The following is a 21,891-nucleotide window of genomic DNA, read 5'->3' on the forward strand; positions in this document are numbered from 1 at the left end:
ATGTCTATTCTAGCCCCTCAGGCACCGGGGACCGGTAACTGAAGGGCACTGCGCCGGGCTGGAGGCCAGCCGGCAGCCTGCAGACGCGGTCTAGTTTTCGCGCGGTGCGGCGGCGTCCGAGACGATGTCGATCCGCCATCCGGTCAGTTTGGCAGCAAGGCGGGCGTTCTGTCCTTCTTTGCCGATGGCCAGGGACAGCTGGTAGTCGGGCACCACTACGCGGGCGGAGCGGGTGGATTCGTCCGTAATGGTGACGGAGTTCACACGCGACGGAGACAGCGCGCTGGCAATGAAGGTGGCCGGGTCCTCGCTGAAGTCGACGATGTCGATTTTTTCGTCGTTCAGTTCAGTCATGACTGCCCGCACGCGGGAACCCATTTCGCCAATGCACGCGCCCTTGGCGTTGATGCCGGCGATGTTCGCCTTGACGGCCATCTTGGTGCGGTGTCCTGCCTCACGTGCCAGGGCAACAATCTCCACAGAGTGGTCCGCGATCTCAGGGACCTCCAGCTCGAAGAGTTTCCTGACCAGCCCGGGGTGCGACCGGGAGAGGGTGATGGACGGCCCCTTGGTACCCCGGTGCACGTCAATCACAAAGGCGCGGAGGCGGTTGCCGTGCGTGTACTTCTCGCCGGGAACCTGCTCGGGCGGCGGAAGAAGGGCCTCCACCGTACCCAGATTGACCTGGATCATGTGCGGGTTATTGCCCTGCTGGATCTGGCCGGCAACGAGTTCGCCCTCGCGGCCCTTGAACTCGCCCAGAACGTTGTCGTCCTCGACATCGCGCAGGCGCTGAAGAATGATCTGGCGGGCGGTGCTGGCCGCAATGCGTCCAAAGCCGGCCGGGGTGTCCTCGAACTCGCCGATAGGCTCCCCGTCGTCGTCGATCTCGACTGCCCAGATGGTCACGTGACCGCTCTTGCGGTCCAGCTCCGCGCGGGCCTTTTCGAAGGCGCCCGGTGACTTGTGGTACGCCACCAGCAGTGCCTGCTCGATGGTGGGAATCAGGAGATCCAGCGGGATTTCGCGCTCACGCTCCAGGAGTCTCAGTGCGCTCATGTCAATATCCATTAGGCCTCCTCAGAAGGTCCATTGTGCTCATTTTCCAGACCAGCCTCGTCGAGGTGGCTGAACTCAATTTCGACTTTTCCATTACGGATCCTGTCGAAAGGAAGTCTTACAGGTTCGCCCTGTTTGGGCTTCATACCTTTTTTCACGGCAATTTCCGGGATCAGATCCACTCCGGTGTCATCGACCGACTGGATTCTGCCGGTGATGTTCTCACCCTGGATGACGCTGACCTTGACCATGCGGCCACGGGCGCGGTGCCAGTGCCGGATCTCGGTCAGCGGGCGCCCGACGCCGGGCGAGGAGACCTCGAGATCATACGGCCGGCCGTCGTCTGCCGGATCGTTGTCAAGGACCTCCGAAAGCTCCCGCGAGATGTTTGCGATGACATCAAGGTTCACGCCCCCGGTTTCCTCCTGGGGCAGGTCCACCACTATGTGGACCACCCGGTGGGACCCTGCGTTGATGGTGACATCCTCGAGGTACAGGCGGTTGGCCAGTACTGCCGGCTCAAGCAACGCCCGCAGGCGCGTGGCCTCAGGATTGTAAACGGGTGTGGCTTCAGCCTTTCCCGTTCCGGTCCGGTCTGATGAAGCCGTGGCTTCTGCATTGCTCACGATGCCGGCCGCCTCCCGCTAGATGATGTTGTGTGTACTAGCCTAGCGATTTTCCGGCCGCCGTGGTGCACGGACTTTGGAGCCGTCATGGCAACATGGTGTGTTGTGAATGACGACAGCAGGGAAAACCGCCGGCCGGGCCGCTATTTCCGGTACTCCACCCTCCTTTTCATCGCCGTGCTCGTTGTCAGTCTGGGGGTTGCGCTTATCCCCCGGGAGGCTCCCAGCCCCGCCGTACCGCCCTTTTCAGAGCAGGCGCGCGCCGCGGCATTCACCGAAACGATGGGCCTGCGTGTGGCGGGGAGGCAGTTGATGGACTCCGCGTCCGGAGCGGAGCGGCTGCACTTTGCCCGGACTGTGACTTTGCTGACAACCCAGGCCCGGGCCTTGATTCTTCCCGGCGAAACAGACACTCCCCGGCCCGATCGCGTCGCCGCGTCAGGCGCCCACGCTTCCAATGAAACGGTTCCCGTTCCGCCGTCGGCATCCGGGCTGGTGGCGGCGCTGGCTACCAGTGGCGGCCAGCGCCTGGCTGATGCGGAAACGGCCGACGGCGGGATGGCACGCCTGCTCGCCGCCATCGGTGCTGCGCAGCTGGTCCAGGCCGCGGCACTCGCCGCCGCGTCCGGGATACCGGCACCGGCGGCCCCGGTACGCGATATTCCCGCGGTGGCCGGATCCTGCCCGGCGCCGGCGCCGGCTCCTGCCGGCGCATCACTGGAAGCCGCGTTGTCTGTGGCGGTGAAGACCGAGGTGGAAACCGTGTACGGGTACCAGGTGGCGCTTACCAGGCTCGACGGTGCCGCCGCGGCCTCGGCATCCGGACTTTTGGCCAGGCACGAAAACATGGTGGATGAGGCAGAGGCCCAGAGCCGGGTGCATTGTGTGGCCATCCCTCCGCGTGAACCGGGCTACACCCTGGGCGACCTTTTTCTGGCCGCGCCAGCGACGGGGCTGGGCAGCCTGGAAAGCGGCACCTTGCCTGTGTATGGCGATCTCGTGGCTTTGAGTGAAGGATCCACCCGGACCTGGGCCATCTCCGGGCTACTCAACGCGGCGCAGCGGGCAGTCCAGTGGGGAGCAGACCCCGGACCGGTTCCGGGCGTCGTCCTGGACACCGCACAGCTGCCGCCGCTGCCGGAAAACAATGCTTCGGCCACGGTAAACGCCTCGAACCCGCCGGCGCCTTAGCCGCGCTTTACTGGCAGGCCGCGTCGAGTGGTGGTTTGCTGAAGCCATGGACTCTTCGGACGATTCAATGGACCGCAGCGGGCTTCTGCCCGATGGCCGGCACGAGAACGAACCGCACGGCAACGACGTTGCCCACCGCCTCAACTGGCTGCGCGCCGGTGTCCTGGGCGCCAATGACGGAATCGTCTCCGTTGCCGCCATCGTGGTGGGCGTTGCCGGCGCCACCCCGGATCCCGGCGCCATCCTCGCTGCCGGTGCGGCCGGGCTGGTAGGCGGAGCCGTCTCCATGGCGCTCGGCGAATATGTCTCTGTCAGCAGCCAGAGCGACAGCCAGAAGGCCCTGATCGAAAAGGAACGCCGCGAGCTCGCAGAGGAACCCGAAGAAGAGCTCGCAGAGCTGGCAGCGATCTACCGGAGCAAGGGGCTCAGCGCGGAAACAGCGCAGACTGTTGCCGAAGAACTCACGGCGCACGATGCCCTGGCTGCCCATCTGTCTGCCGAACTGAACATTGACGAAGCCGATATTGTCAGCCCGTGGCACGCAGCGTTCGCCTCCGCCGTGGCGTTTACGCTGGGCGCCGTGCTGCCGCTGCTGGCCATCCTGCTGCCGCCGGAAAATATCCGCGTTCCTTTGACCTTCGGCGCCGTGCTGGTGGCGCTTGCTCTGACCGGTGCACTGGGCGCTTGGATCGGCGGAGGCTCAAGGTCACGGGCGGCAGTGCGGGTGGTTCTGGGGGGCGCGCTGGCTCTTGCGGCCACGTTCACCATCGGAAACCTGCTCGGCGCCAGCGGCATTGTCTGATGATCCAGCGAACTGACGTTCCCATTCCTCCCGACCTCACCCGCCGCTACAGCGGCAACAGCGCCGGGCGGGCGTGGCTGGCCTCATTGCCGGAGCTGATCCGGGGCCGGCTGGAACATTGGCAGCTCGGGATCGATCTGTCCGAGGGCGCGTTTCCGTGGAATGGTCACGGCGGAATAGTGGTGCCCGTGCACCGTGCAGGAACGGCGGCAGCCCTGAAAGTTGCCTTCCCCCATGATGAAGCCCGGGTTGAGCGGCATGCACTGACGTTGTGGGACGGCCACGGTGCTGTCCGCCTGCTGGAGTCCGACGCCGGGACGTGCGCCATGCTGATGGAGCGCCTAAACGCCGGGCGGTCGCTCCAGAACGCCCCTATGGACATTGCCGTCACCGTGTGGGGTGGCCTGATGCGCCAGCTGTGCGTGGTCCCTGATGACCGGCCGCAATGGCAGGAGTTTGACCATGTGGCCGCCCGGGCCGAGCAGTGGAGCGATGATCTGCCGGCCGACTGGGAGCAACTCGGCCGCCCGTTTCCACGCTGGCTGCTTGAAGCCGCGCTCGAAGTCTGCCAGACCCGCGGGGCCGTGAGCCGCCGCTCGGGGCGGGACGTGCTGGTGAATACGGACCTTCATTTCCTGAACATCCTGGCCAGACCCGGAGCGCCGGAGACGCCTGGACCGGGCGATTTTGCGGCCATCGACCCTCAGCCCATGATCGGCGAAGCCGAGTTCGGGGTAGCGCCGCTGCTGTGGAACCGGATCGCCGACCTTTCCCGGGCAGACCCCCGGTCGGGTTTGCTCGAACGCTGCCGGGACTTCAGCCGGTCCGCCGGGCTGGATCCTGAAGTTGCCCGGCAATGGAGCATCGCCCGCGAAGTGGAGAACGCCCTCCGTTACGCATCGAAGCCGCATCACGGCGGTGACCTGGCGCGTTCGCTGTGGGTGGCAAGTACCCTCGCGGGCAGGACACTGGACGGGCTCCCGGATCCGCACGAGCTACCCGAGCAGGGGGCGGCAGCGGGCGCATAGCCGGCAGGCGCGGCCGCCGGTCTCCTCCGTTGATCTCTGCCGCTGGTCAACCGGCCGCCACCGGGCCCCTCAACCGCCCTCAACCAGCCCGGACACGGGCAAAGGCGGCGCTGACCGCCTCAACCGCGGTGTCGACGTCGTCCGCGTCCGTGCTCCAGTTGCTGACCGAGATCCGCAGCACATCGCGGCCCTGCCAACGTGACCCGGACATCCACACCTGGCCGTCGTCGATGATGCGCGCGGTCACCTCGCGGGTGGTGGCGTCATCGCCGAAGGCCAGCGATACCTGGGTGTAGCCCACCTCATTGAGCACCTCGATGCCGTCGATCCGTGACAACCGGGCAGCGATTTCAGCCGCACTCGACGCCAGCTGGCGGATCTGGCCGGCCACGCCGTTGGTCCCGAGCGATTTCAGGGCGGCCCATACCGGAACCCCCCTGGCTCGCCGGGACAGTTCCGGCACCTTCTCGAAGGGATCCGCGGGGCCGTCGGCGTCATGGATGAGATAGCTGGTGCTGAGTCCCATCGCGCTGCGCAGCGCCATGGTGTCCTTCACCACCGCAATGCCGCAGTCGTACGGGACATTGAGGGTTTTGTGGGCATCGGTTCCCCACGAATCTGCCAGCTCCATACCCAGAGTCAACGCCGCCAGTTCCGGGGATGCTGCGGCCCAAAGACCGAAGGCTCCGTCAACGTGCACCCAGGCGCCATGATGACGGGCAACTCCAATGGACTCGGTGAACGGATCGAAGGCACCGGAATGCAGGTTGCCCGCCTGAAGACAGACGAGCGCCGGGCCCGTCCCTTCGGCCAGCAGCCGTTCCAGTTCGCCCGGGATGATCCTTCCCTGCCGGTCGGCCGGAACCGCTGTGGGTTGCCCCAGCCCCAGGTAGCGCAACCCCAGATCAATGGTGTCGTGACGTTCCTGGCCCACAAAACAACGGATTCGCGGAGCCCCGGACAACCCGTCACGGTCCAGGTCCCAGCCGGCATCCGTCATGAGCCGCCAGCGGGCAGCCGCCATACCCGTGAAGTTAGCCATGGTTGCGCCCGTAACGAAGCCGACGTCGGACTCCTCCGGCAGCCCCAGAAGCGTCAGCAGCCAGTGGCCCGCCTCCTCCTCGACGGCAGCCATGGCCGGCGTGGCGTAGCGGAGCCCAGCGTTCTGGTCCCAGGCGCTGACGAGCCAATCCGCTGCCAGGGCCGCAGGCAGTGTGCCGCCAATGACCCAGCCGAAAAAGCGGCCGGACGGCATGGCCATCAGCCCCGGCTCGGATTTCAGCGCCAGATATTCCACCACGTCGGCCGCGGCCATGCCCTCGGACTGGAGCGGACCGCCAAAATCGGCGGCCAGTTCGCGCGCCGCCATCCGCGGGCCAACGTGCCGGGTGGGCTGGCTGGCCAACCATTCGGTGGCATGGCGCGCCGCAGCCGCCAGTGCCTCCGCATACGGATCTGCGCCTGTTGACATGGCAGCATGCTACGCCTGGCCAACCCGGACTGCGAGAGCTGCTTGGACTCGGGGCATGAGCCCGCGTGTGGTGCTGATCCACGCCGGTTCCAAAGGGGCAAGGGTTGAAATCCGGTGAATCTTGGTTGAATCGCGGAAGCTGCCGGCCTCTGGACCAGAGATTCAGGCGAAATTTCTACGCGAAATTTTCCGCCCAGACGTCGTAGCCGAGTTTGATGATCAAAGCGCCCACCACCACAAGGAACACGGTCCGCACAAACCGGCTCCCCTGCTTTACTGCCGTCCGTGCCCCCAGATAGCCGCCGGCCATGTTCGCCAATCCCAGGACCAGCCCAACACCCCAAAGCAACGAGCCATGCGGCAGGAAAAACAGCAGGGCGCCGGCGTTGGTCGCCATGTTGACGATTTTCGCCTTGGCGCTGGCTTCCAGGAAGGCGTAGCCCATGGCTGACACCAGCGCGATGATGAGGAACGAGCCCGTACCTGGTCCGATCAGCCCGTCGTAGAAACCGATCACGGCCCCGATCATGCAGGCCACCACGTAGTGGGTGCGGCCGTCGTGACGAAGCACAGTAAGTTCGCCGACGTCCGGTTTGAAGGCCGTAAAAAGCGCGACGGCGATCAGCGCGGCCACGATAACCGGTTTGAACACGTTCGCAGGCAGGCTGGCTGCAAGCAGAGCGCCGCCAAAGCTTCCCGCCAGTGCGATGACAGCCATGGGAATGGCAGTTCGCATATCAGGTTTGACACGGTTGTAGTAAGTAACCGCGCTGGTGGTGGTCCCGAAAATGGAACCCATCTTGTTGGTGGCCAGAGCCTGCACGGGCGTAATGCCAGGCACCAGGAGCATCGCGGGAAGCTGGATGAGTCCCCCGCCGCCCACCACGGCATCCACCCAGCCTGCAGCAAATCCAGCCACCACAATCAGAATGAGTGTGGTGGGCTGGATCGACTCGAATCCTGAGATCACACCTGCCGACTACTGCGGATCAGTTGCCGCGGACAGCGTTGACTACATAGTCAACTGCCTTGTCCACGGCCACGTTTTCCGCCTCGCCGCTGCGTCGGTCCTTGATCTCCACCTCACCGTCCACCAGCCCGCGGCCCACGGCCAGGATGGTGGGCACGCCCACCAGTTCCGCGTCGCCGAACTTTACGCCCGGGGATACCTTGGGACGGTCGTCGTAAATGACCTCGAGGCCGGCAGCTTCGAGTTCCAGTGCCAGCTTCTCCGCGGTTTCGAAGATTTCCTCACCGCGGCCCACAGCCACTACGTGGACATCTGCCGGAGCCACCGCCCGGGGCCACACCAGGCCCTTGTCATCGTGGTTGGATTCGGCCAGGGCGGCTACAGCCCGGGTCACTCCCACGCCGTAGGAACCCATGGTTACCACAACCTGCTTGCCGTTCCGGTCCAGTACCTTCAACTCCAGGGCCTCGGCATATTTACGGCCCAGCTGGAAGATGTGGCCCATCTCGATGCCGCGTGCGGTTTCGAGCGGACCGGAACCGTCAGGGGCCAGATCGCCGGCGCGGACCTCGGTGCTTTCAATGACCCCGTCCCAGCCGAAGTCTCGGCCCGCAACGAGCCCGAATACGTGTTTGCCGGCCTCGTTGGCACCTGTCACCCAGGCGCTGCCGCTGACAACGCGGGGATCCACCAGGTACAGCAGCCTGGACCCGGCCTCGGCGCCGAGGAGCGGGGCATCCAGGGAGAGTCCGGGGCCGAGGTAGCCCTTAACGATCAGCGGGTGCTTCCTGAGGTCCTCCTCGTTGGCGGCCTCCAGCGTGATCTCGCCGCCGATGGTCAGGAACGGACCGATGTTGGCTTCGACCCGCTTGAGGTCAACACCGCGGTCACCGGGCAGTCCGATCACCACAATCTGGCGCTCACCCGTGGGCAGCGTGACGGCAAGGACAACATTCTTGAGCGTGTCAGCGGCAGTCCAGGCACCGCCGTCGGCCCCGCTGCGCGGCGCAAGCTGGTTGGCCGCGTCCACCAGAGTCTCGATGGTGGGGGTGTCCGGGGTGTCCCGGACCTCGGCTGGCGGCGCATCCGTGAAGTCGATATCCGCGGGAACCACGGTGGTGACTGCTTCGACGTTCGCCGCATAACCGCCGGCCGAGCGCACAAAGGTGTCCTCGCCGATTTCCGTGGGGTGCAGGAATTCCTCGCTCTTGGAACCGCCCATGGCACCGGCAGTGGCCGCCACAGGAATCACTTCAAGGCCCAGTCGTTCGAAAATCTTCAGGTACGCGCCGCGGTGGGCGGCATAGCTTGCGTCCAGGCCGGCGTCATCCACGTCGAAGGAGTATGAATCCTTCATGATGAACTCGCGGCCGCGCAACAACCCTGCACGCGGACGCGCCTCGTCCCGGTACTTGTTCTGGATCTGGTAGATGCTCAGCGGCAGGTCCTTGTAGGACGAGTAGAGGTCCTTGACCAGCAGGGTGAACATTTCCTCGTGCGTGGGGGCCAGCAGGTAGTCCCCGCCCTTGCGGTCCTTGAGCCTGAAGATACCGTCGCCATATTCGGTCCAGCGGTTGGTGACCTCGTAGGGTTCCTTGGGCAGCAGCGCCGGGAAGTGCACTTCCTGGGCACCGATTGCCGCCATTTCCTCGCGGATGACCGTCTCCACCTTGCGCAGGACACTCAGCCCAAGCGGCAGCCAGGTGTAGATGCCCGGTGCGGCGCGGCGGATGTAGCCGGCGCGGACCAGAAGCCGGTGGCTGGCCACCTCGGCGTCGGCGGGATCTTCACGCAGGGTGCGCAGGAACAGCTTGGAAAGTCTAAGGACCACGGGTCAGTATCCGTTTCTGAGGAAGAGCTGGTTGTGAAGCAGAGCAGGGAAAATCGTCTGGGTACTAATCTACCGCCCAGCCGAAGGCCCGATTTCCAGCCTGATTCCCTCCCGTTCCTGCGCGGAATCCCGGCCTGGACGCAGAAGAGCCACGCCGCAACTGGAGGAAGCCCCTGGCCGTTTCCGGCTGGTCATCCTGCATGGGCGTGGCCCTGTGGCCTCTCAGGCCACTACTTCTGAGGGGGGAACTGCTACTTGGTCTTACCCTCCAGCGCAACCAAAACCCCAGCGACTGCAAAGTACTTGTTGCTGCCGAGTTCACGGACGGTGTCGATTCCGAGAACGTCCTTGAGTGCCTTCGCTTTCGCATCGGTAACACCGGCTAATGCAGACGGCGATGCGTTCAGGATTTCACTCAAGGATTTGTCCTCGTATTCTTTGTCCAGTGCCTTGGCAAGGTCAACACTTACAGCCATGGGTCATTCCTCTCTGAGACCGCCCACGCCCCAGCGACGCGGCTAGATCGAACCTATGTGATATCTATCACCTTTACAAGGGGCCGGGAATCATTTCCTCCGCCCGAGGAATCATGTCAAGATGCCCGGCTGGATTGATTCGTGGAATCATTTGATTTTGCCCGGATGGCCGGCTGGGGTTTTGGGTCTTGTTTCGCGTTGGCCAGGGTCCGCAGTTCAGCGCAGAGGGCCTGGACCTGACGTTGGATCGCGGCCGGATTCAAGGGTTTGTTTTCCCGCTTCAGCCGGGTCTGCACGCTCTGGCCGACTGTGACTTTATCGGCCAGGACGCGTTGGAACGGGGTCGCGGGCAGGTCGTACTTCTTGCTGATCTTCGCACCGGTCCGGACCTTCGCGACGAGTTTTTGCTGGGGCCCGAAATGATTGCTCAGCAGCCGCTGCAACGCCCAGATCCGGTTCAGCAACTCCAGCTCGCCGGCGGTGTCGTAACGGCGGTAGCCGACGGTCTGCCGGACGATGTGCCAGTTCTTCTGCTCCACGTGGGCCCCGTCATTCTTGTTCCCGGACCGGGACCGGGTGAAGGTCAGTTTCTCCTGTTCGCACCAGCGGTACAGCTCCCAGTTAATGAACTCGGAGCCGTTGTCCGAGTCGATGCCAAGGATCGGAAACGGGAACGCCGCGGTGGCTTCCCTGATCGCGGCGAATACCCATTTCTGGGCCTTGTTCTTCACCGACCGTGTTTCGGTCCAGCCGGTCGCGATGTCGGTGATGTCAAGGGTGAAGCAGAATTCCCCCTGGCTTTTCCCGCCCTCGTGGCCGACCAGATCAATCTCCACAAACCCGGGCACCGCGTCGTCCCACTCGGCCCAGGTCCGCATCGGAATGGAGTCCTTCAACAGCGTTCCGGGCTTGGTATGGGACCGGCCCCGCGGATCCAGTTTCACCCGGTCCGCCTTGAGCCGCCGGTCGATGGTGGCCGGGGCGATCCTGAGCAACTGCGCAGCCGTCCCGTCATCAATCTGAAGCTCCCTGAACCGGCGCAGTCGCGGCACCAGATCAGGCAGCGCCGCCGCCAGCAACCGCCCGCACGGGGTGCCCTGGACAGCCCAGCAGAACCGCAGGGCCTCGATCACCGCCTCGCCGTAAAGGGGCGGACGGGCAGGGCGCGGCTTGACCTGTCTGAGCACCAGAGCCCCGCGCAGGGCCTTCCTCGCATGGTCCCGATGCCACGCCGTCGTGGCACAGAGTTCGTCCAGAATAAGTTTCTTGGCGGCCCGGTCAGACCGCGCATACCGGATGGCGATGGTCTTCGTGACGGCCTTACGTTCACTCATCGATAGCTCCATGGCTCAGCGTGCCGGGCCGGCAGGCGCCGCCCCGGCAGACACACCGCTTCGCGGGCATTACCAAATGATTCTTCGATAGCAGCTACGCGGGCATCTTTGATGAGTCAACGCGCTCCGTTGACGTCAACGGGCTCCGGGCCTACTTTTAATTCATCAGTTGGTGAATTTAAAACCGGCCGTTCAAACGGAGGAAATCATGTCGCATGAAGCAACCGCAGGGCCGGGTCCGCTGCCCACCGGGTCCGCCGTAGATGTCAGGAAGCTGCACATCACGAGGGGCAGGACCGCCATCCTGCGGGGGCTGGACTTCACCATTCCGGCAGGGCAGATCACCGGACTTCTGGGACCATCAGGGAGCGGCAAAACCACCCTGATGCGTGCGATTGTTGGTGTCCAGCGCCTCACCTCCGGAACGGTCCAGGTACTGGGCCGGCCGGCCGGCCATCCAACGCTCAGGCACGACGTCGGATATGTCACCCAGGCCCCCAGCGTCTACACCGATCTCAGCGTTGAAGCCAACGTCAGATATTTCGGGGCGATGCACGGCAAAAACCGCAGCGACGCCGCGGAGGCGATCGCCGCCGTCGGACTTGAAAACCTCGCGCGGCAGAAAACTGCCGATCTGTCCGGCGGGCAATTCAGCCGCGTATCCCTCGCCTGCGCGCTGGTCTCCCATCCCGGGCTCCTCATTCTGGACGAGCCGACTGTGGGGCTGGACCCGGTGCTCCGCGCCGATCTGTGGAACCGGTTCCAGACGATGGCCGATTCCGGGACGACGCTGCTTGTGTCCAGCCACGTCATGGAGGAAGCGAGCCACTGCGCCTCGCTTCTGCTCCTGAGGGACGGCCGGCTCCTGGCGCAACTGACCCCTGCGGAACTCAGCCGGCGCGGCGGGAGCGAAGACCTGGAGAAAGCGTTCCTGCACATCATCCAGAACGAATCGCCGGCGGCAACCCCCGAAAGCCAGGTGGCGTGATGAATCCACGAATGATGCTCGCCAGTACCGGCCGGGTGCTGGACCAGCTGCGCCATGACCACCGCAGCATCGGCCTCATTCTGGTGGTTCCCGCGCTGTTGCTGACCGCCGTCTATTTCCTCTACGAGAATGAAACACTGCCGCCCGGTGTGCCGCGGACTTTTGACCGCGTGGGCCTGATGATGCTGGCAATCTTCCCGTTTGTGGTGATGTTCCTGGTCACTTCAATCACCATGCTCCGGGAGCGTACATCAGGCACGCTGGAGCGGTTGTTGACCACTCCCATCCACAAGGCCGATCTGCTCTTCGGCTACGGCCTGGCCTTTTCCATAATGGCCACGCTGCAATCCCTCGTGGCCACGGCCGTTGCCTACTGGATATTCGGGCTGGACATCCAGGGCAGCCCCGGGCTGGTGGTCATGATCGCCGTTATTAACGCTGTGCTGGGCGTGGCGCTGGGTCTACTCTGCTCCGCCTTTGCCCGGACCGAGTTCCAGGCCGTGCAGTTCATGCCGGTTGTGGTGGTGCCGCAGATCCTCCTGTGCGGGCTGTTTGTTGCCCGGGACAGGATGAACGAAGGCCTCGAAGCCATCTCCAACGTGCTGCCGCTGACCTTCTCGGTGGATGCCCTGCAGGAAATTGCCGGCAACAGCGAAGCCACCGAGACGCTGTGGATGGATGCCGGCATCATGGCAGCCATTGTCCTGGGGGTGCTGGTGCTGGCATCGCTGACACTGCGCAGGCGGACGGCGTGAGCGCAGGGCTGCCTTCCGGCCGCCGTGGACGCCGGTCCGGCACCACCGGTTCGCGGGAGAAAATCCTGGACACCGCACGCCGCCTCTTCGCCGAGCACGGGTTCGACGGCACCAGCCTCCGGCAGATCGCACGAGAAGCAGAGGTCGACCCTGCCATGATCCACCACTTTTTCGAGGGCAAGGACGAGCTCTTCGCCCTCAGCGTTGCCCTGCCCGCGGACCCGGCGGAGGTCCTTGCGGGCGTTGACGGCCACGATCCCCGGCACCGGGCCGAAGCGATTATCCGCGCGGTTATGCGGCTGTGGGAAAGCCCCGCCCAGCACGGCATGGTGGCGTTTATCCGCGGAACCATCAGTTCCAAGGCCAAAACAACACTTCTGCGTGAGATGGTCACGAGGACCATCCTGTCCAGGATCATGACCGGTGTCCCGGGAACGGCTGCGGAGATTTCAATGCGCAGCAACCTCGTGGCCAGCCAGATGGTGGGTCTGATGCTGGTGCGCTACGTCATCCGGCTGGAACCGCTCGCCTCAGCCTCGCAGGAGGAAGTGGTGAGGCTGATTGCCCCGACTATCCAGCGCTACCTGACCGGGGAGCTTCAGCCGCCGGAAAGCGCAAGCGAATAGGTCTCAAAAGAGCACAGTGGCGAAGGTGCCGACTTCACGGAATCCCACGCGCTCGTATGCGGCGCGTGCCCGGGAGTTGTAGTCGTTCACGTACAGGCTGGTGATGGGAGCAATTTTCTGGGCCAGCTCCACCACGGCGGCCATGTACCCCGCGCTTAGTCCGAGGCCGCGGTACGACGGGTTCATCCAGACGCCCTGGACCTGGGTCACTTGCGGGGTCACGGCACCGAGCTCGGCTTTGAACACCACTTCGTCGTCCGCGTTCAGGTGCACCAGTGAGTGTCCCTGCCTGATCAGCCCGGCCACCCGCCGGCTGTAGAACTCCTTGCCGCCGAGGAACGGCGAATAGCCGACTTCCTCTTCGAACATGGCCGCACAGGCGGGAAGGATGAGGTCAAAGTCGGCATAGTGACCGAGTCCGAGCTGCCGGTTGGGCTCGATTGCGGGCGGTCCGGCAACAGTCATCAGCGGTTGATCGGACCGGACCTCGTGCGCGGAGTGGCCCAGCGCTTCAAGCTGCCGGTGCAGGGCCAGCACGGGCTCTGCCGGACCGAAGATCGAAGCGTAGCGGCGGCCGGACCGGTGCGCCGCCGCCGCAACCAGTCCGGCGAACTCCGGCTCCAGCTGTACGGGCACCAGATTGGCTCCCGCCCAGCAGGCACCGACCAGAGTGCCGTCGTCGAAAATTCCGAGCACACTGGCCCCGCCGGTGGTGGGCGCAGCCGTACCCGCAGCCTGAAGGTGCGCCAGGATAAAAACGTTGGCTACCGGATCCCGCTGGGCCAGTTCCCGGAGTGCGGCCGTGTCATTGCCTCCGAGCGCCCGGAGGGAGATGCCCGCGGGCGCAACACCGTCCTTATGAGACGCTAACCACGGGGCTACCCTTGACAGCATCTTCGCCATCGGCCTCCCCCATCTCTTCGGCGATACGCATGGCTTCCTCGATCAGTGTCTCAACAATCTGGTCCTCGGGAACAGTCTTGATGACTTCGCCCCGCACAAATATCTGGCCCTTGCCGTTTCCGGAGGCAACACCGAGGTCGGCTTCGCGGGCCTCACCCGGGCCGTTCACCACACAGCCCATAACGGCAACGCGCAGCGGGATCTCCATCCCTTCAAGGCCAGCCGTGACCTGCTCCGCCAGCGTGTAGACATCCACCTGGGCGCGCCCGCAGGAGGGGCATGAGACGATTTCCAGTTTGCGGGGGCGCAGGTTCAGTGACTGCAGGATCTGGTTGCCCACCTTGATCTCCTCCACCGGCGGAGCGGAGAGTGAGACGCGGATGGTGTCGCCGATGCCCTTGGCCAGCAACGCGCCGAATGCGGTTGCCGACTTGATGGTGCCTTGAAAGGCGGGCCCTGCCTCGGTTACACCGAGGTGGAGCGGCCAGTCGCCTTTTTCCGCGAGCATCTCGTACGCCGCAACCATGATGACGGGGTCATTGTGCTTGACCGAAATCTTGAAGTCATGGAAGCCGTGCTCCTCAAAGAGGGAGGCTTCCCATACGGCGGATTCCACCAGTGCTTCCGGAGTGGCCTTGCCGTATTTCTTCATGATGCCCGGTTCGAGGGAGCCCGCGTTCACGCCTATGCGGATTGAGGTGCCGTGGTCCTTGGCGGCCTTGGCGATTTCCTTGATCTGGTCATCGAACTTGCGGATGTTGCCAGGGTTCACCCGCACCGCAGCACAGCCTGCTTCGATGGCGGCGAAAACGTACTTCGGCTGGAAGTGGATGTCCGCGATGACCGGAATCTGGGACTTCCTGGCGATGATGGGCAGCGCTTCGGCGTCATCCGCTGTTGGGCAGGCCACCCGTACGATGTCACAGCCGGTGGCCGTCAGTTCAGCGATCTGCTGCAACGTGGCATTGATGTCCGTCGTGGGGGTGGTGGTCATCGACTGCACGCTGATGGGCGAATCGGAGCCCACACCCACGGAACCCACCTTGATCTGGCGGGTCTTACGGCGGGGGGCAAGTACGGGCGGCGGTGCTGACGGCATTCCCAGGCTGACCGAGGTCACGTGGACTCCTAGAGTTGTAGGACTGTTGTTCCGGGCGGATTATGTTCCATCCGGACGATGTTCGGGACGGACTAGGCTGCGTGGCCTGCCAACAGCCCGATGATCGGATTCCATTCGGTGATGCGGATCCCGGCAATGCCCTTGGCTGCGGCGAAAGGGTCCCGCTGGAGAACTTCACCCAGGGCGGATTCGTCCGGGGCCTTGAAGATCAGCAGCGCACCGGCGCCATCGCCATACGGGCCGCTGGACAGGAGCACGCCCTCTTCGGCCAGCCCACCCAGCCACTCCCGGTGGGCTGGGCGGTTGGCATCCCGCGCATCCGCGGACTCGGCGTCGTACACGTACTCAACAGCAAAAACAGTCATACGGATACACTATCGCCATGCCGGCCCAAGCACCCATCCGGTGTCAGCTCAGGAACAGCACCTTCGCCGTTGCGGCAACGCCGGCCGCCCACAGCATGGAGGCCAGGGTCCCGATGATGAACCGCTCCGCGGCAACGGGCGTCTCTTTCAGCTCAGCGAACCGGCCGAGCCCCTTGATGGCAACCACATAGGCGATGGCCACGGGCTGCCCGGTCAGAATGGCCACGCACACGGCGAGGCGCTCCAGCACGCCGATGATTGCGCCCCCGCGCAGGATTCGCTGGGCGGCAACGTTCGAGCCCTGGTCCGGCGCCGCTGCCGTGATCTCGCCGTCCACCGTGACATCCGCAGAGGGGTCATCGGCATTGCCGGAATCAGCCGTTCCCGCATCCGCTTTGTCATCAGCTTTGTCATCAATGGTGCGGGCCAGCCTGAACACGAGCGCGGTAACAGGCCAGCCGGCGAATCCTGCCATCAGCAGGGCCAGTGTGATCCAGAGTGCGTTCACCTGTCTCCTTGATTCCTTGTGTCCGGTTCGCCGGGGCTGACGACCAGTTTGTGGGCGGTGGCCAGCAGCATCCCGGCAGCCGGCCTTGCCGCCCATTCTTCCTGCCAGCCGGACCTGCGGACGGCGCGGCTCACCGACTGTTCCGTGATTCCGAGTTCCCGAGCCGCCTGTTTCTGCGTGCCATGCCTGCCTGCCCGGCCTTGCTGCACGGTGCGAATCATGTCAACAACCGTCCATTGGGCTTTGGTCCGGTCCTGGACCAGGCGGCCTATCAGGCGGAGCACCGCTTCGGCGTTGGCGCACGCCGTTGCTCCTTCCGCGGCTTGCGGGGATGCAACCGCCCCTCTTAGGACAGCTCCTGAAACCACGGAAACGGGAACGTGGCCCGCAGCGGCCTTTGCCTGGTCCACAGCCTGCCGGGCGGCCACAAAAGCGGCCCCGGACCCTTCGCGGGGACTCGCGGCGGGCGGTGTGTCCACTGCACCGATCCCGATTCCGACATACCATCGGCCGCTCCGGAGGGCATGCAGGGCGATCTCCACGACGTCTGCCGCGTCCGGCACCACACCCTGGACTTCGTCACCCACCGAGCGCTCAAACCGCGCCGCCGTGAGCCCGCGCAGCTCGGCCAGGATGGCAGGCACACGGTCCATATCGGTGCTGCTGCCGCGCTGGTCGATGGTCATGACGTACATGACTCAACCATAACCGGCTAAGAATGATAAATCAATCATTTTTAGCTGATTATTAAATATCAGCCGAAATGAACTGAGTTTGCTGTATCAGCCGAACATGACTGTCTAACCGAAGAGATTCACCGGCTTAACGATGTCCGCGTAGATCAGGAGCGCACTCATCCCTATCAGTAGCGCCGCTACCACGTAGGTGAGCGGCAGCAGCTTGGCTATATCGAAGGCGCCCGGGTCAGGTTTGCCAAAGAGCTTCGACACTCGCCGTCGGGCGCCTTCATACAGCGCGCCAGCCACATGACCGCCGTCGAGCGGCAGCAGCGGGATCAGGTTGAAGATGGCGAGGGCGAAGTTGAGGCCGGCCAACAAGCCCACCAGGACGCCCAATCGGGACTGGACCGGCACTTCCTCCATCGCAGCGACCTCGCCGGCCACCCGGCCCACACCCACCACGCTGATGGGACCGTTGGGATCGCGTGGCTCTTCGCTGAAGGCCGCCTTCGCAACCCCTGCAACCCTCGCCGGAAGATTGAAGACGACGCCGGCCACCTGCTTGATGTTTTCGCCGGACATGGGCAGCACGGACGAGGCTGGCTGAGCCACCAGCGCTGTCTGCGCACCGATGCCCAAAAAGCCGACGTCCTGGTACTTGAGATTGCCGGCGTCGTCCTTTTCCTGCCGGCCGTCAACTCCGATGACAGGCCGTGCGGACAGTACCGGGGTGACCGTGGCGGTCACGGGCGCACCGTCGCGTTCCACGGTGATGCCCACCTGTTTGCCCGCCGAGGCGCGGATCCAGCCCGTCAGCTCGTTCCAGTCGGTCACAGCCTTGCCATCGAAGGCGGTGATGACGTCGTTGGGCTTCAGTTCGGCGGCGGCGGCCGGCGTGGGCTTGCAATCCGCAGAATCCGGATCGACCGTCTCCCCGGCCGCAACCTGGCACTTCGAGACATCGGCGATGGTCGTCGTCGGCGTGGCAATACCGAAACCCATCAGGAGAACTGCGGTGAGGGCAACGCCGATCAGCAGGTTCATGGCCGGGCCGCCCAGCATGATGATGATTTTCTTCCAGACGGGGAGCCGGTAGAAGACCCGGTTTTCATCCCCCGGGCCCACATCCTCATGGGCCATGGACCGGGCCTCCGTGGCGAGGGTCTGGAACATGCCGGTACTGGAGGGGCGTACCGTGCCGTCTTCCTTGTTGGGCGGGTACATGCCGATCATGGACACATAGCCGCCCAGCGGAATGGCCTTGAAGCCGTATTCGGTCTCGCCCTTTTTGGTGGACCACAGCGTGGGCCCGAAGCCGATCATGTACTTGGTGACACGCACCTTGAACAGCTTGGCCGGGAGCAGATGCCCCACTTCATGCAGCGCGATGGAGACCGCGATGCCGATCGCCACAAAGACGACACCGAGGATAAAGAGAATGACGGGACTCATGCTTCGATCTGCTGCTTCCTAGAGACTGCTCACTGCTAAACGTTCGTGGGTGCGCGCACGTGCCCACTTCTCAGCATCCAGTACGGACTCAACCGTCAGCCCGGAGGATCCTGAATGTTCGCTGAGTACGGCTTCGATGGTATCCACAATGTCCGTGAAGCGGATGCGGCCCTCGTGGAAGGCGACCACTGCCTCCTCGTTTGCTGCGTTGAACACCGCCGGGAAGGTGCTCCCCTGCTTGGCCGAGTCCTTGGCCAGCTCCACCGCGGGAAATGCCTTGACGTCCAGCGGTTCAAAGGTCCAGCTGGTGGCCTTGGTCCAGTCGCAGGGTGTGACTGCTTTGGGGACACGCTCCGGCCAGCCCAGGCCGAGCGCTATGGGGAGCCGCATGTCCGGGGGTGATGCCTGGGCGATGATGGAGCCATCCACAAACTGCACCATGGAGTGGACCACGGACTGCGGATGGACCACAACGTCAATCCTGTCCAGCGGGATGTCGAACAGCAGGTGCGCCTCAATGACTTCAAGGCCTTTGTTGACCAGGCTGGCCGAGTTGGTGGTGACCATCAGGCCCATGTCCCAGGTGGGGTGGGCCAGTGCTTCCTGCGGCGAAACGTTGTGGAGCTGCTCACGCGTCCGGCCGCGGAATGGCCCGCCGGAAGCGGTGAGGATGAGTTTGTCCACCTCGTCCGCGGAGCCGGAGCGCAAGCACTGGGCAATGGCCGAGTGCTCGGAATCGACCGGCACGATCTGGCCTTCCCGGGCGGCGGCCTTGACCAGTGACCCGCCAACAATCAGCGACTCCTTGTTGGCGAGCGCGAGGGTTGCGCCGGATTTGAGCGCGGCAAGCGTGGGCGCCAGGCCGATGGAGCCTGTGATGCCGTTGAGCACCACATCGGCGTCGATTCCGGCGATCCGGGTGGAGGCGTCCGGGCCGGTGATGATCTCCGGACGGTAGTTTTCCACCCCGGCCGCCACGGCGGCGTCGTCTATCAGTTCCTGAAGCCTGCGCGGATCGCCCTTGGCGATGCCCACCGCTCTGGCCTTTGTGTGGACGGCCTGCCGGGCCATGAGATCAAGGTTGCCGCCGCCGGCACTAAGTGCCACCACCTCGAAAAGGTGCGGGGCGCCGTCGACGACGTCAATCGCCTGGGTGCCGATGGAACCGGTGGATCCGAGGAGAACGATTCTGCGTGGCTGCCCTGTAGCCGAATCGCCGGCGGTGCCCGAAGTCTGCATGGCTTAAGTATCCCGCAACGCGGGCCCCGCCGGGACGGGTGGCAGGAACGCGTGGCAGGGACCCTTGGCGGCGGTGGGGGCTCAGCCGAACGCCAGCTCCAGCACGCCCTTGGTCAGGGTGGACACCGCACCCGTGTAGGCAATCGCGATGACAATCCCGCGGATGACGCGGGGCTGAATCCGGCCCGAGAGGAGATCACCCGCCACGATCCCGAGCACCATGGCGGCCAGGATGCCCAGCCACTGCCAGGCCTCCAGTGCCGGAAGGTGCCCGCCGGAAAACAGGTACTTGCCAGCCAGCGATGAAAGGCCGGTGGTGATGAAGTAGGGCTGCAGCGTGGCGCCGAAGCTCTTCTGGTCCCAGCGGGTGGCAATGGCATATGCGGTGATTGCCGGGCCTCCCACGCCCGCCGCAGCATTCATGAGCCCGCTTGAAAACCCCAGCGATACCATCGGAATCCTGCCCGTGGCCCGCCATGAGCTGCGCTTCAGCCGCTGCGACGCCAGCAGGGCGATGATCAGGAGCACGCCGATGCAGATCTCCAGCGGCGCCTCCGGTGCCTGGCTGGCCAGCCACGCACCGGGCACCACTCCGGTCAGGGCCGAAAGAGCGAGACCGGTGTAACGCCGCCAGTCAACGTGCCGCCACACCCTGGACAGGATCAGCAGGGACGAAGCGGCACCGCAGAGGTTGATGATCATCACACCGTCGAACGGCCCCAGTAAAACCACCAGGACCGGCGATACCAGCAATCCGAAGCCCAGCCCGGCGAGCCGTTGCGCCAGTGCGCCCGCAACCACCGCGATGAGCACCAGGGCAAACATCCTTCGATTCTAGCGCCGGAGGCCGTTCCGGGCGGGACCGGCAACCGCGGCGGCCGGGCTGGCGCACGTCGCGGCGCCGGGGCAGAATTGGGGCCATGGAACGCTCCCGTCACCACCGTAACCGATGATCGATGTCACGGTGGTGGGCACCGGGCCCAACGGCCTGGCCGCCGCAGTCACGGCTGCCAAGGCCGGGCTCAGCGTGCGCGTCCTCGAGTCCGCGCCGCACGCCGGCGGAGGATTGCGCACCGACGAACTCACCCTGCCTGGGTACCGGCACGATGTGTGCTCCGCGGTGCACCCGGCCGCCGTCGCGTCGCCGTTTTTCCGGGCCTTCGGCCTGCTGGACCGCATCGAATGGATCACGCCCGAGATTTCCTACGCCCATCCGTTTCTTGACGGAACGGCCGGTGTGGCCTGGCGCAGCCTGGACCGGACGGCCGAGGGGCTGGGCCGCGACGGCAAGGCCTGGTACTCGCTGCTGGAACCGCTGGTGGAAAGGCTCGACGGCGTTGTGGACTTCACGGGCTCGGCCCTCCTCCGCGTGCCCGGGGATCCGACCGCCGCCTTCGGCTTCGCCAAGGCCTGCCTGGAGCAGGGAACGCCGCTGTGGAATGCGCGCTTCCGGGAGCGGACAGCGCCGGCACTTCTCAGCGGCTCGGTGGCCCATGCAGCGGGCCGGCAGCCTTCGCTGGCCTCGGCCGGAGCCGGGCTGCTCCTGGCCGCGCACGGACATGCCGGGGGCTGGGGTTTCCCGGCCGGCGGTTCGCAGGCCATTGCTGACGCCCTCCTGGCAGAGCTCGAAGCCCATGGCGGCACGGTGCAGACCGATGCGCCGGTGGCGTCCCTCGCCCAGTTGCCGCCGAGCCGCGTGACACTCCTGGACACGTCGCCGAACCTGCTGCTCACCGCAGACCTCCCTGCCCGGTACGCACGGTCCCTGCGCAGCTACCGCTACGGGGCCGGGGTGGCGAAAGTGGATTTTGCGCTTTCGGGTCCCGTGCCATGGACGAATGCGGACGTGCGGAAGGCAGCCACCGTGCACTTGGGCGGAACCAGGGCGGAGATCGCGGCGGCAGAGAATTCCGTGGCCCGCGGCACCGTCCCCCGGCACCCCTATGTGCTCCTCACACAGCCGAGCGTGCTGGACCCCACCCGGGCTCCGGCCGGGCACCACGTGCTCTGGGCCTACATCCACGTGCCTGCGGGGTCGGAGCTGGATCCGACCGAGCTCGTGACGGCCGAGGTCGAGCGGTATGCGCCGGGCTTCAGCGGGCTGGTGCTCGGATCCGCGGCCCGTTCCGCCGCCGGGCTGGCCGGGTACAACGCCAACTGCGTGGGCGGTGACATCTACGGCGGCGCCCTGAGCCTGTGGCAACTGGCCAAACGTCCGGTCCTCGCGCCGTCGCCCTGGCGCACTCCGCTGGACGGCGTCTACATCTGCTCGGCGGCCACTCCGCCCGGACCGGCAGTGCACGGAATGAATGGCTGGTTCGCCGCGCGCCTGGCCCTGCGCGAGCATTTCGGCCTGGAGGCTCCGTTCGCCCCGGACCCTCTCAACTAACTCGCAGTTGTTGTCGTTCTGAGCGCCCAAAACGACAACAACTGCGAGCCAGTTGGGGACGCTGGCGGGGCACGGACG

Annotated in this window: 22 protein-coding genes; 7 read left to right on the forward strand and 15 right to left on the reverse strand. The window is 65.0% G+C overall.

The window, feature by feature from the left end; translation table 11 throughout:
- Nucleotides 1-90 precede the first annotated feature (90 nt).
- The gene (gene nusA, locus V3C33_00070; GenBank protein ID XAS67785.1) at nucleotides 91-1,071 is read right to left on the reverse strand and encodes a transcription termination factor NusA; all 981 of its coding nucleotides are present in this window, start codon (nucleotides 1,069-1,071) and stop codon (nucleotides 91-93) included.
- Entirely contained in the window at nucleotides 1,071-1,685 is a 615-nt protein-coding gene (gene rimP, locus V3C33_00075; GenBank protein ID XAS67786.1) for a ribosome maturation factor RimP, read from the reverse strand. The genes nusA and rimP overlap by 1 nt, the downstream gene beginning before the upstream one ends.
- Nucleotides 1,686-1,772: 87 nt before the next feature.
- Between rimP and V3C33_00080 the strand changes: the two genes are divergently transcribed.
- Genes V3C33_00080 through V3C33_00090 form a run of 3 tightly spaced genes read left to right on the forward strand, consistent with a single transcriptional unit; the run spans nucleotide 1,773 to nucleotide 4,706 of the window.
- Nucleotides 1,773-2,876, forward strand: coding sequence for a ferritin-like domain-containing protein (locus tag V3C33_00080; GenBank protein ID XAS67787.1), 1,104 nt, complete (start codon nucleotides 1,773-1,775; stop codon nucleotides 2,874-2,876).
- A gap of 46 nt (nucleotides 2,877-2,922) precedes the next feature.
- Nucleotides 2,923-3,678 carry a VIT1/CCC1 transporter family protein gene (locus V3C33_00085; protein XAS67788.1) on the forward strand — a complete coding sequence of 252 codons (756 nt, stop codon included), beginning with the start codon at nucleotides 2,923-2,925 and terminating at the stop codon, nucleotides 3,676-3,678.
- The gene (locus V3C33_00090) at nucleotides 3,678-4,706 is read left to right on the forward strand and encodes an aminoglycoside phosphotransferase family protein (protein XAS67789.1); all 1,029 of its coding nucleotides are present in this window, start codon (nucleotides 3,678-3,680) and stop codon (nucleotides 4,704-4,706) included. The genes V3C33_00085 and V3C33_00090 overlap by 1 nt, the downstream gene beginning before the upstream one ends.
- A 79-nt stretch (nucleotides 4,707-4,785) precedes the next feature.
- On the opposite strand, the gene V3C33_00095 is transcribed toward V3C33_00090, so the two are convergent.
- From V3C33_00095 to V3C33_00115, 5 genes are all read right to left on the reverse strand, one after another.
- Complete coding sequence (locus V3C33_00095; GenBank protein ID XAS67790.1) at nucleotides 4,786-6,177, reverse strand: pyridoxal-dependent decarboxylase; 1,392 nt, start codon at nucleotides 6,175-6,177, stop codon at nucleotides 4,786-4,788.
- Nucleotides 6,178-6,352: 175 nt separating this feature from the next.
- Entirely contained in the window at nucleotides 6,353-7,147 is a 795-nt protein-coding gene (locus tag V3C33_00100) for a TSUP family transporter (protein ID XAS67791.1), read from the reverse strand.
- A 19-nt stretch (nucleotides 7,148-7,166) separates the two neighbouring features.
- Entirely contained in the window at nucleotides 7,167-8,978 is a 1,812-nt protein-coding gene (locus tag V3C33_00105) for a proline--tRNA ligase (protein ID XAS67792.1), read from the reverse strand.
- A gap of 251 nt (nucleotides 8,979-9,229) precedes the next feature.
- Complete coding sequence (locus V3C33_00110) at nucleotides 9,230-9,454, reverse strand: hypothetical protein (protein ID XAS67793.1); 225 nt, start codon at nucleotides 9,452-9,454, stop codon at nucleotides 9,230-9,232.
- 116 nt (nucleotides 9,455-9,570) lie between these two features.
- A complete protein-coding gene (locus V3C33_00115; protein XAS67794.1) occupies nucleotides 9,571-10,788 on the reverse strand; it encodes a transposase family protein in 1,218 nt (405 codons plus the stop codon).
- A 208-nt stretch (nucleotides 10,789-10,996) separates the two neighbouring features.
- Here V3C33_00115 and V3C33_00120 point away from each other — a divergent pair, with 208 nt between their 5' ends.
- From V3C33_00120 to V3C33_00130, 3 genes are read left to right on the forward strand one after another with little or no spacing between them, the layout of a single operon-like run.
- On the forward strand, nucleotides 10,997-11,776 hold the full coding sequence (locus V3C33_00120; GenBank protein XAS67795.1) for an ABC transporter ATP-binding protein: 780 nt from the start codon (nucleotides 10,997-10,999) through the stop codon (nucleotides 11,774-11,776).
- An 11-nt stretch (nucleotides 11,777-11,787) separates the two neighbouring features.
- A complete protein-coding gene (locus V3C33_00125; GenBank protein ID XAS67796.1) occupies nucleotides 11,788-12,531 on the forward strand; it encodes an ABC transporter permease in 744 nt (247 codons plus the stop codon).
- Nucleotides 12,528-13,157 (forward strand): TetR family transcriptional regulator, encoded by a 630-nt coding sequence (locus tag V3C33_00130; GenBank protein XAS67797.1) that lies wholly within the window; start codon nucleotides 12,528-12,530, stop codon nucleotides 13,155-13,157. Before V3C33_00125 ends, V3C33_00130 begins: the two co-directional genes overlap by 4 nt.
- Nucleotides 13,158-13,160: 3 nt before the next feature.
- Here V3C33_00130 and V3C33_00135 read toward each other — a convergent pair whose 3' ends face one another.
- The 8 genes from V3C33_00135 to V3C33_00170 form a co-directional block, all read right to left on the reverse strand.
- Complete coding sequence (locus V3C33_00135; protein XAS69818.1) at nucleotides 13,161-14,051, reverse strand: GNAT family N-acetyltransferase; 891 nt, start codon at nucleotides 14,049-14,051, stop codon at nucleotides 13,161-13,163.
- Entirely contained in the window at nucleotides 14,014-15,180 is a 1,167-nt protein-coding gene (gene ispG / locus V3C33_00140) for a flavodoxin-dependent (E)-4-hydroxy-3-methylbut-2-enyl-diphosphate synthase (protein XAS67798.1), read from the reverse strand. The genes V3C33_00135 and ispG overlap by 38 nt, the downstream gene beginning before the upstream one ends.
- A gap of 71 nt (nucleotides 15,181-15,251) precedes the next feature.
- Nucleotides 15,252-15,545 (reverse strand): YciI family protein, encoded by a 294-nt coding sequence (locus V3C33_00145; GenBank protein ID XAS67799.1) that lies wholly within the window; start codon nucleotides 15,543-15,545, stop codon nucleotides 15,252-15,254.
- A 43-nt stretch (nucleotides 15,546-15,588) separates the two neighbouring features.
- Nucleotides 15,589-16,053, reverse strand: coding sequence for a hypothetical protein (locus V3C33_00150; GenBank protein ID XAS67800.1), 465 nt, complete (start codon nucleotides 16,051-16,053; stop codon nucleotides 15,589-15,591).
- Complete coding sequence (locus tag V3C33_00155; protein XAS67801.1) at nucleotides 16,050-16,748, reverse strand: MarR family transcriptional regulator; 699 nt, start codon at nucleotides 16,746-16,748, stop codon at nucleotides 16,050-16,052. The genes V3C33_00150 and V3C33_00155 overlap by 4 nt, the downstream gene beginning before the upstream one ends.
- Nucleotides 16,749-16,853: 105 nt before the next feature.
- A complete protein-coding gene (locus V3C33_00160) occupies nucleotides 16,854-18,185 on the reverse strand; it encodes a site-2 protease family protein (protein ID XAS67802.1) in 1,332 nt (443 codons plus the stop codon).
- Between the two features lie 18 nt (nucleotides 18,186-18,203).
- Nucleotides 18,204-19,424, reverse strand: coding sequence for a 1-deoxy-D-xylulose-5-phosphate reductoisomerase (dxr, locus tag V3C33_00165; protein ID XAS67803.1), 1,221 nt, complete (start codon nucleotides 19,422-19,424; stop codon nucleotides 18,204-18,206).
- A gap of 81 nt (nucleotides 19,425-19,505) precedes the next feature.
- Entirely contained in the window at nucleotides 19,506-20,249 is a 744-nt protein-coding gene (locus V3C33_00170) for a sulfite exporter TauE/SafE family protein (GenBank protein XAS67804.1), read from the reverse strand.
- 124 nt (nucleotides 20,250-20,373) lie between these two features.
- On the opposite strand from V3C33_00170, the gene V3C33_00175 reads away from it, so the two are divergent.
- Nucleotides 20,374-21,813 carry an NAD(P)/FAD-dependent oxidoreductase gene (locus tag V3C33_00175; GenBank protein ID XAS67805.1) on the forward strand — a complete coding sequence of 480 codons (1,440 nt, stop codon included), beginning with the start codon at nucleotides 20,374-20,376 and terminating at the stop codon, nucleotides 21,811-21,813.
- Nucleotides 21,814-21,891: the final 78 nt, after the last annotated feature.

This window comes from Micrococcaceae bacterium Sec5.7, from assembly GCA_039636785.1.
Lineage (GTDB): Bacteria > Actinomycetota > Actinomycetes > Actinomycetales > Micrococcaceae > Arthrobacter.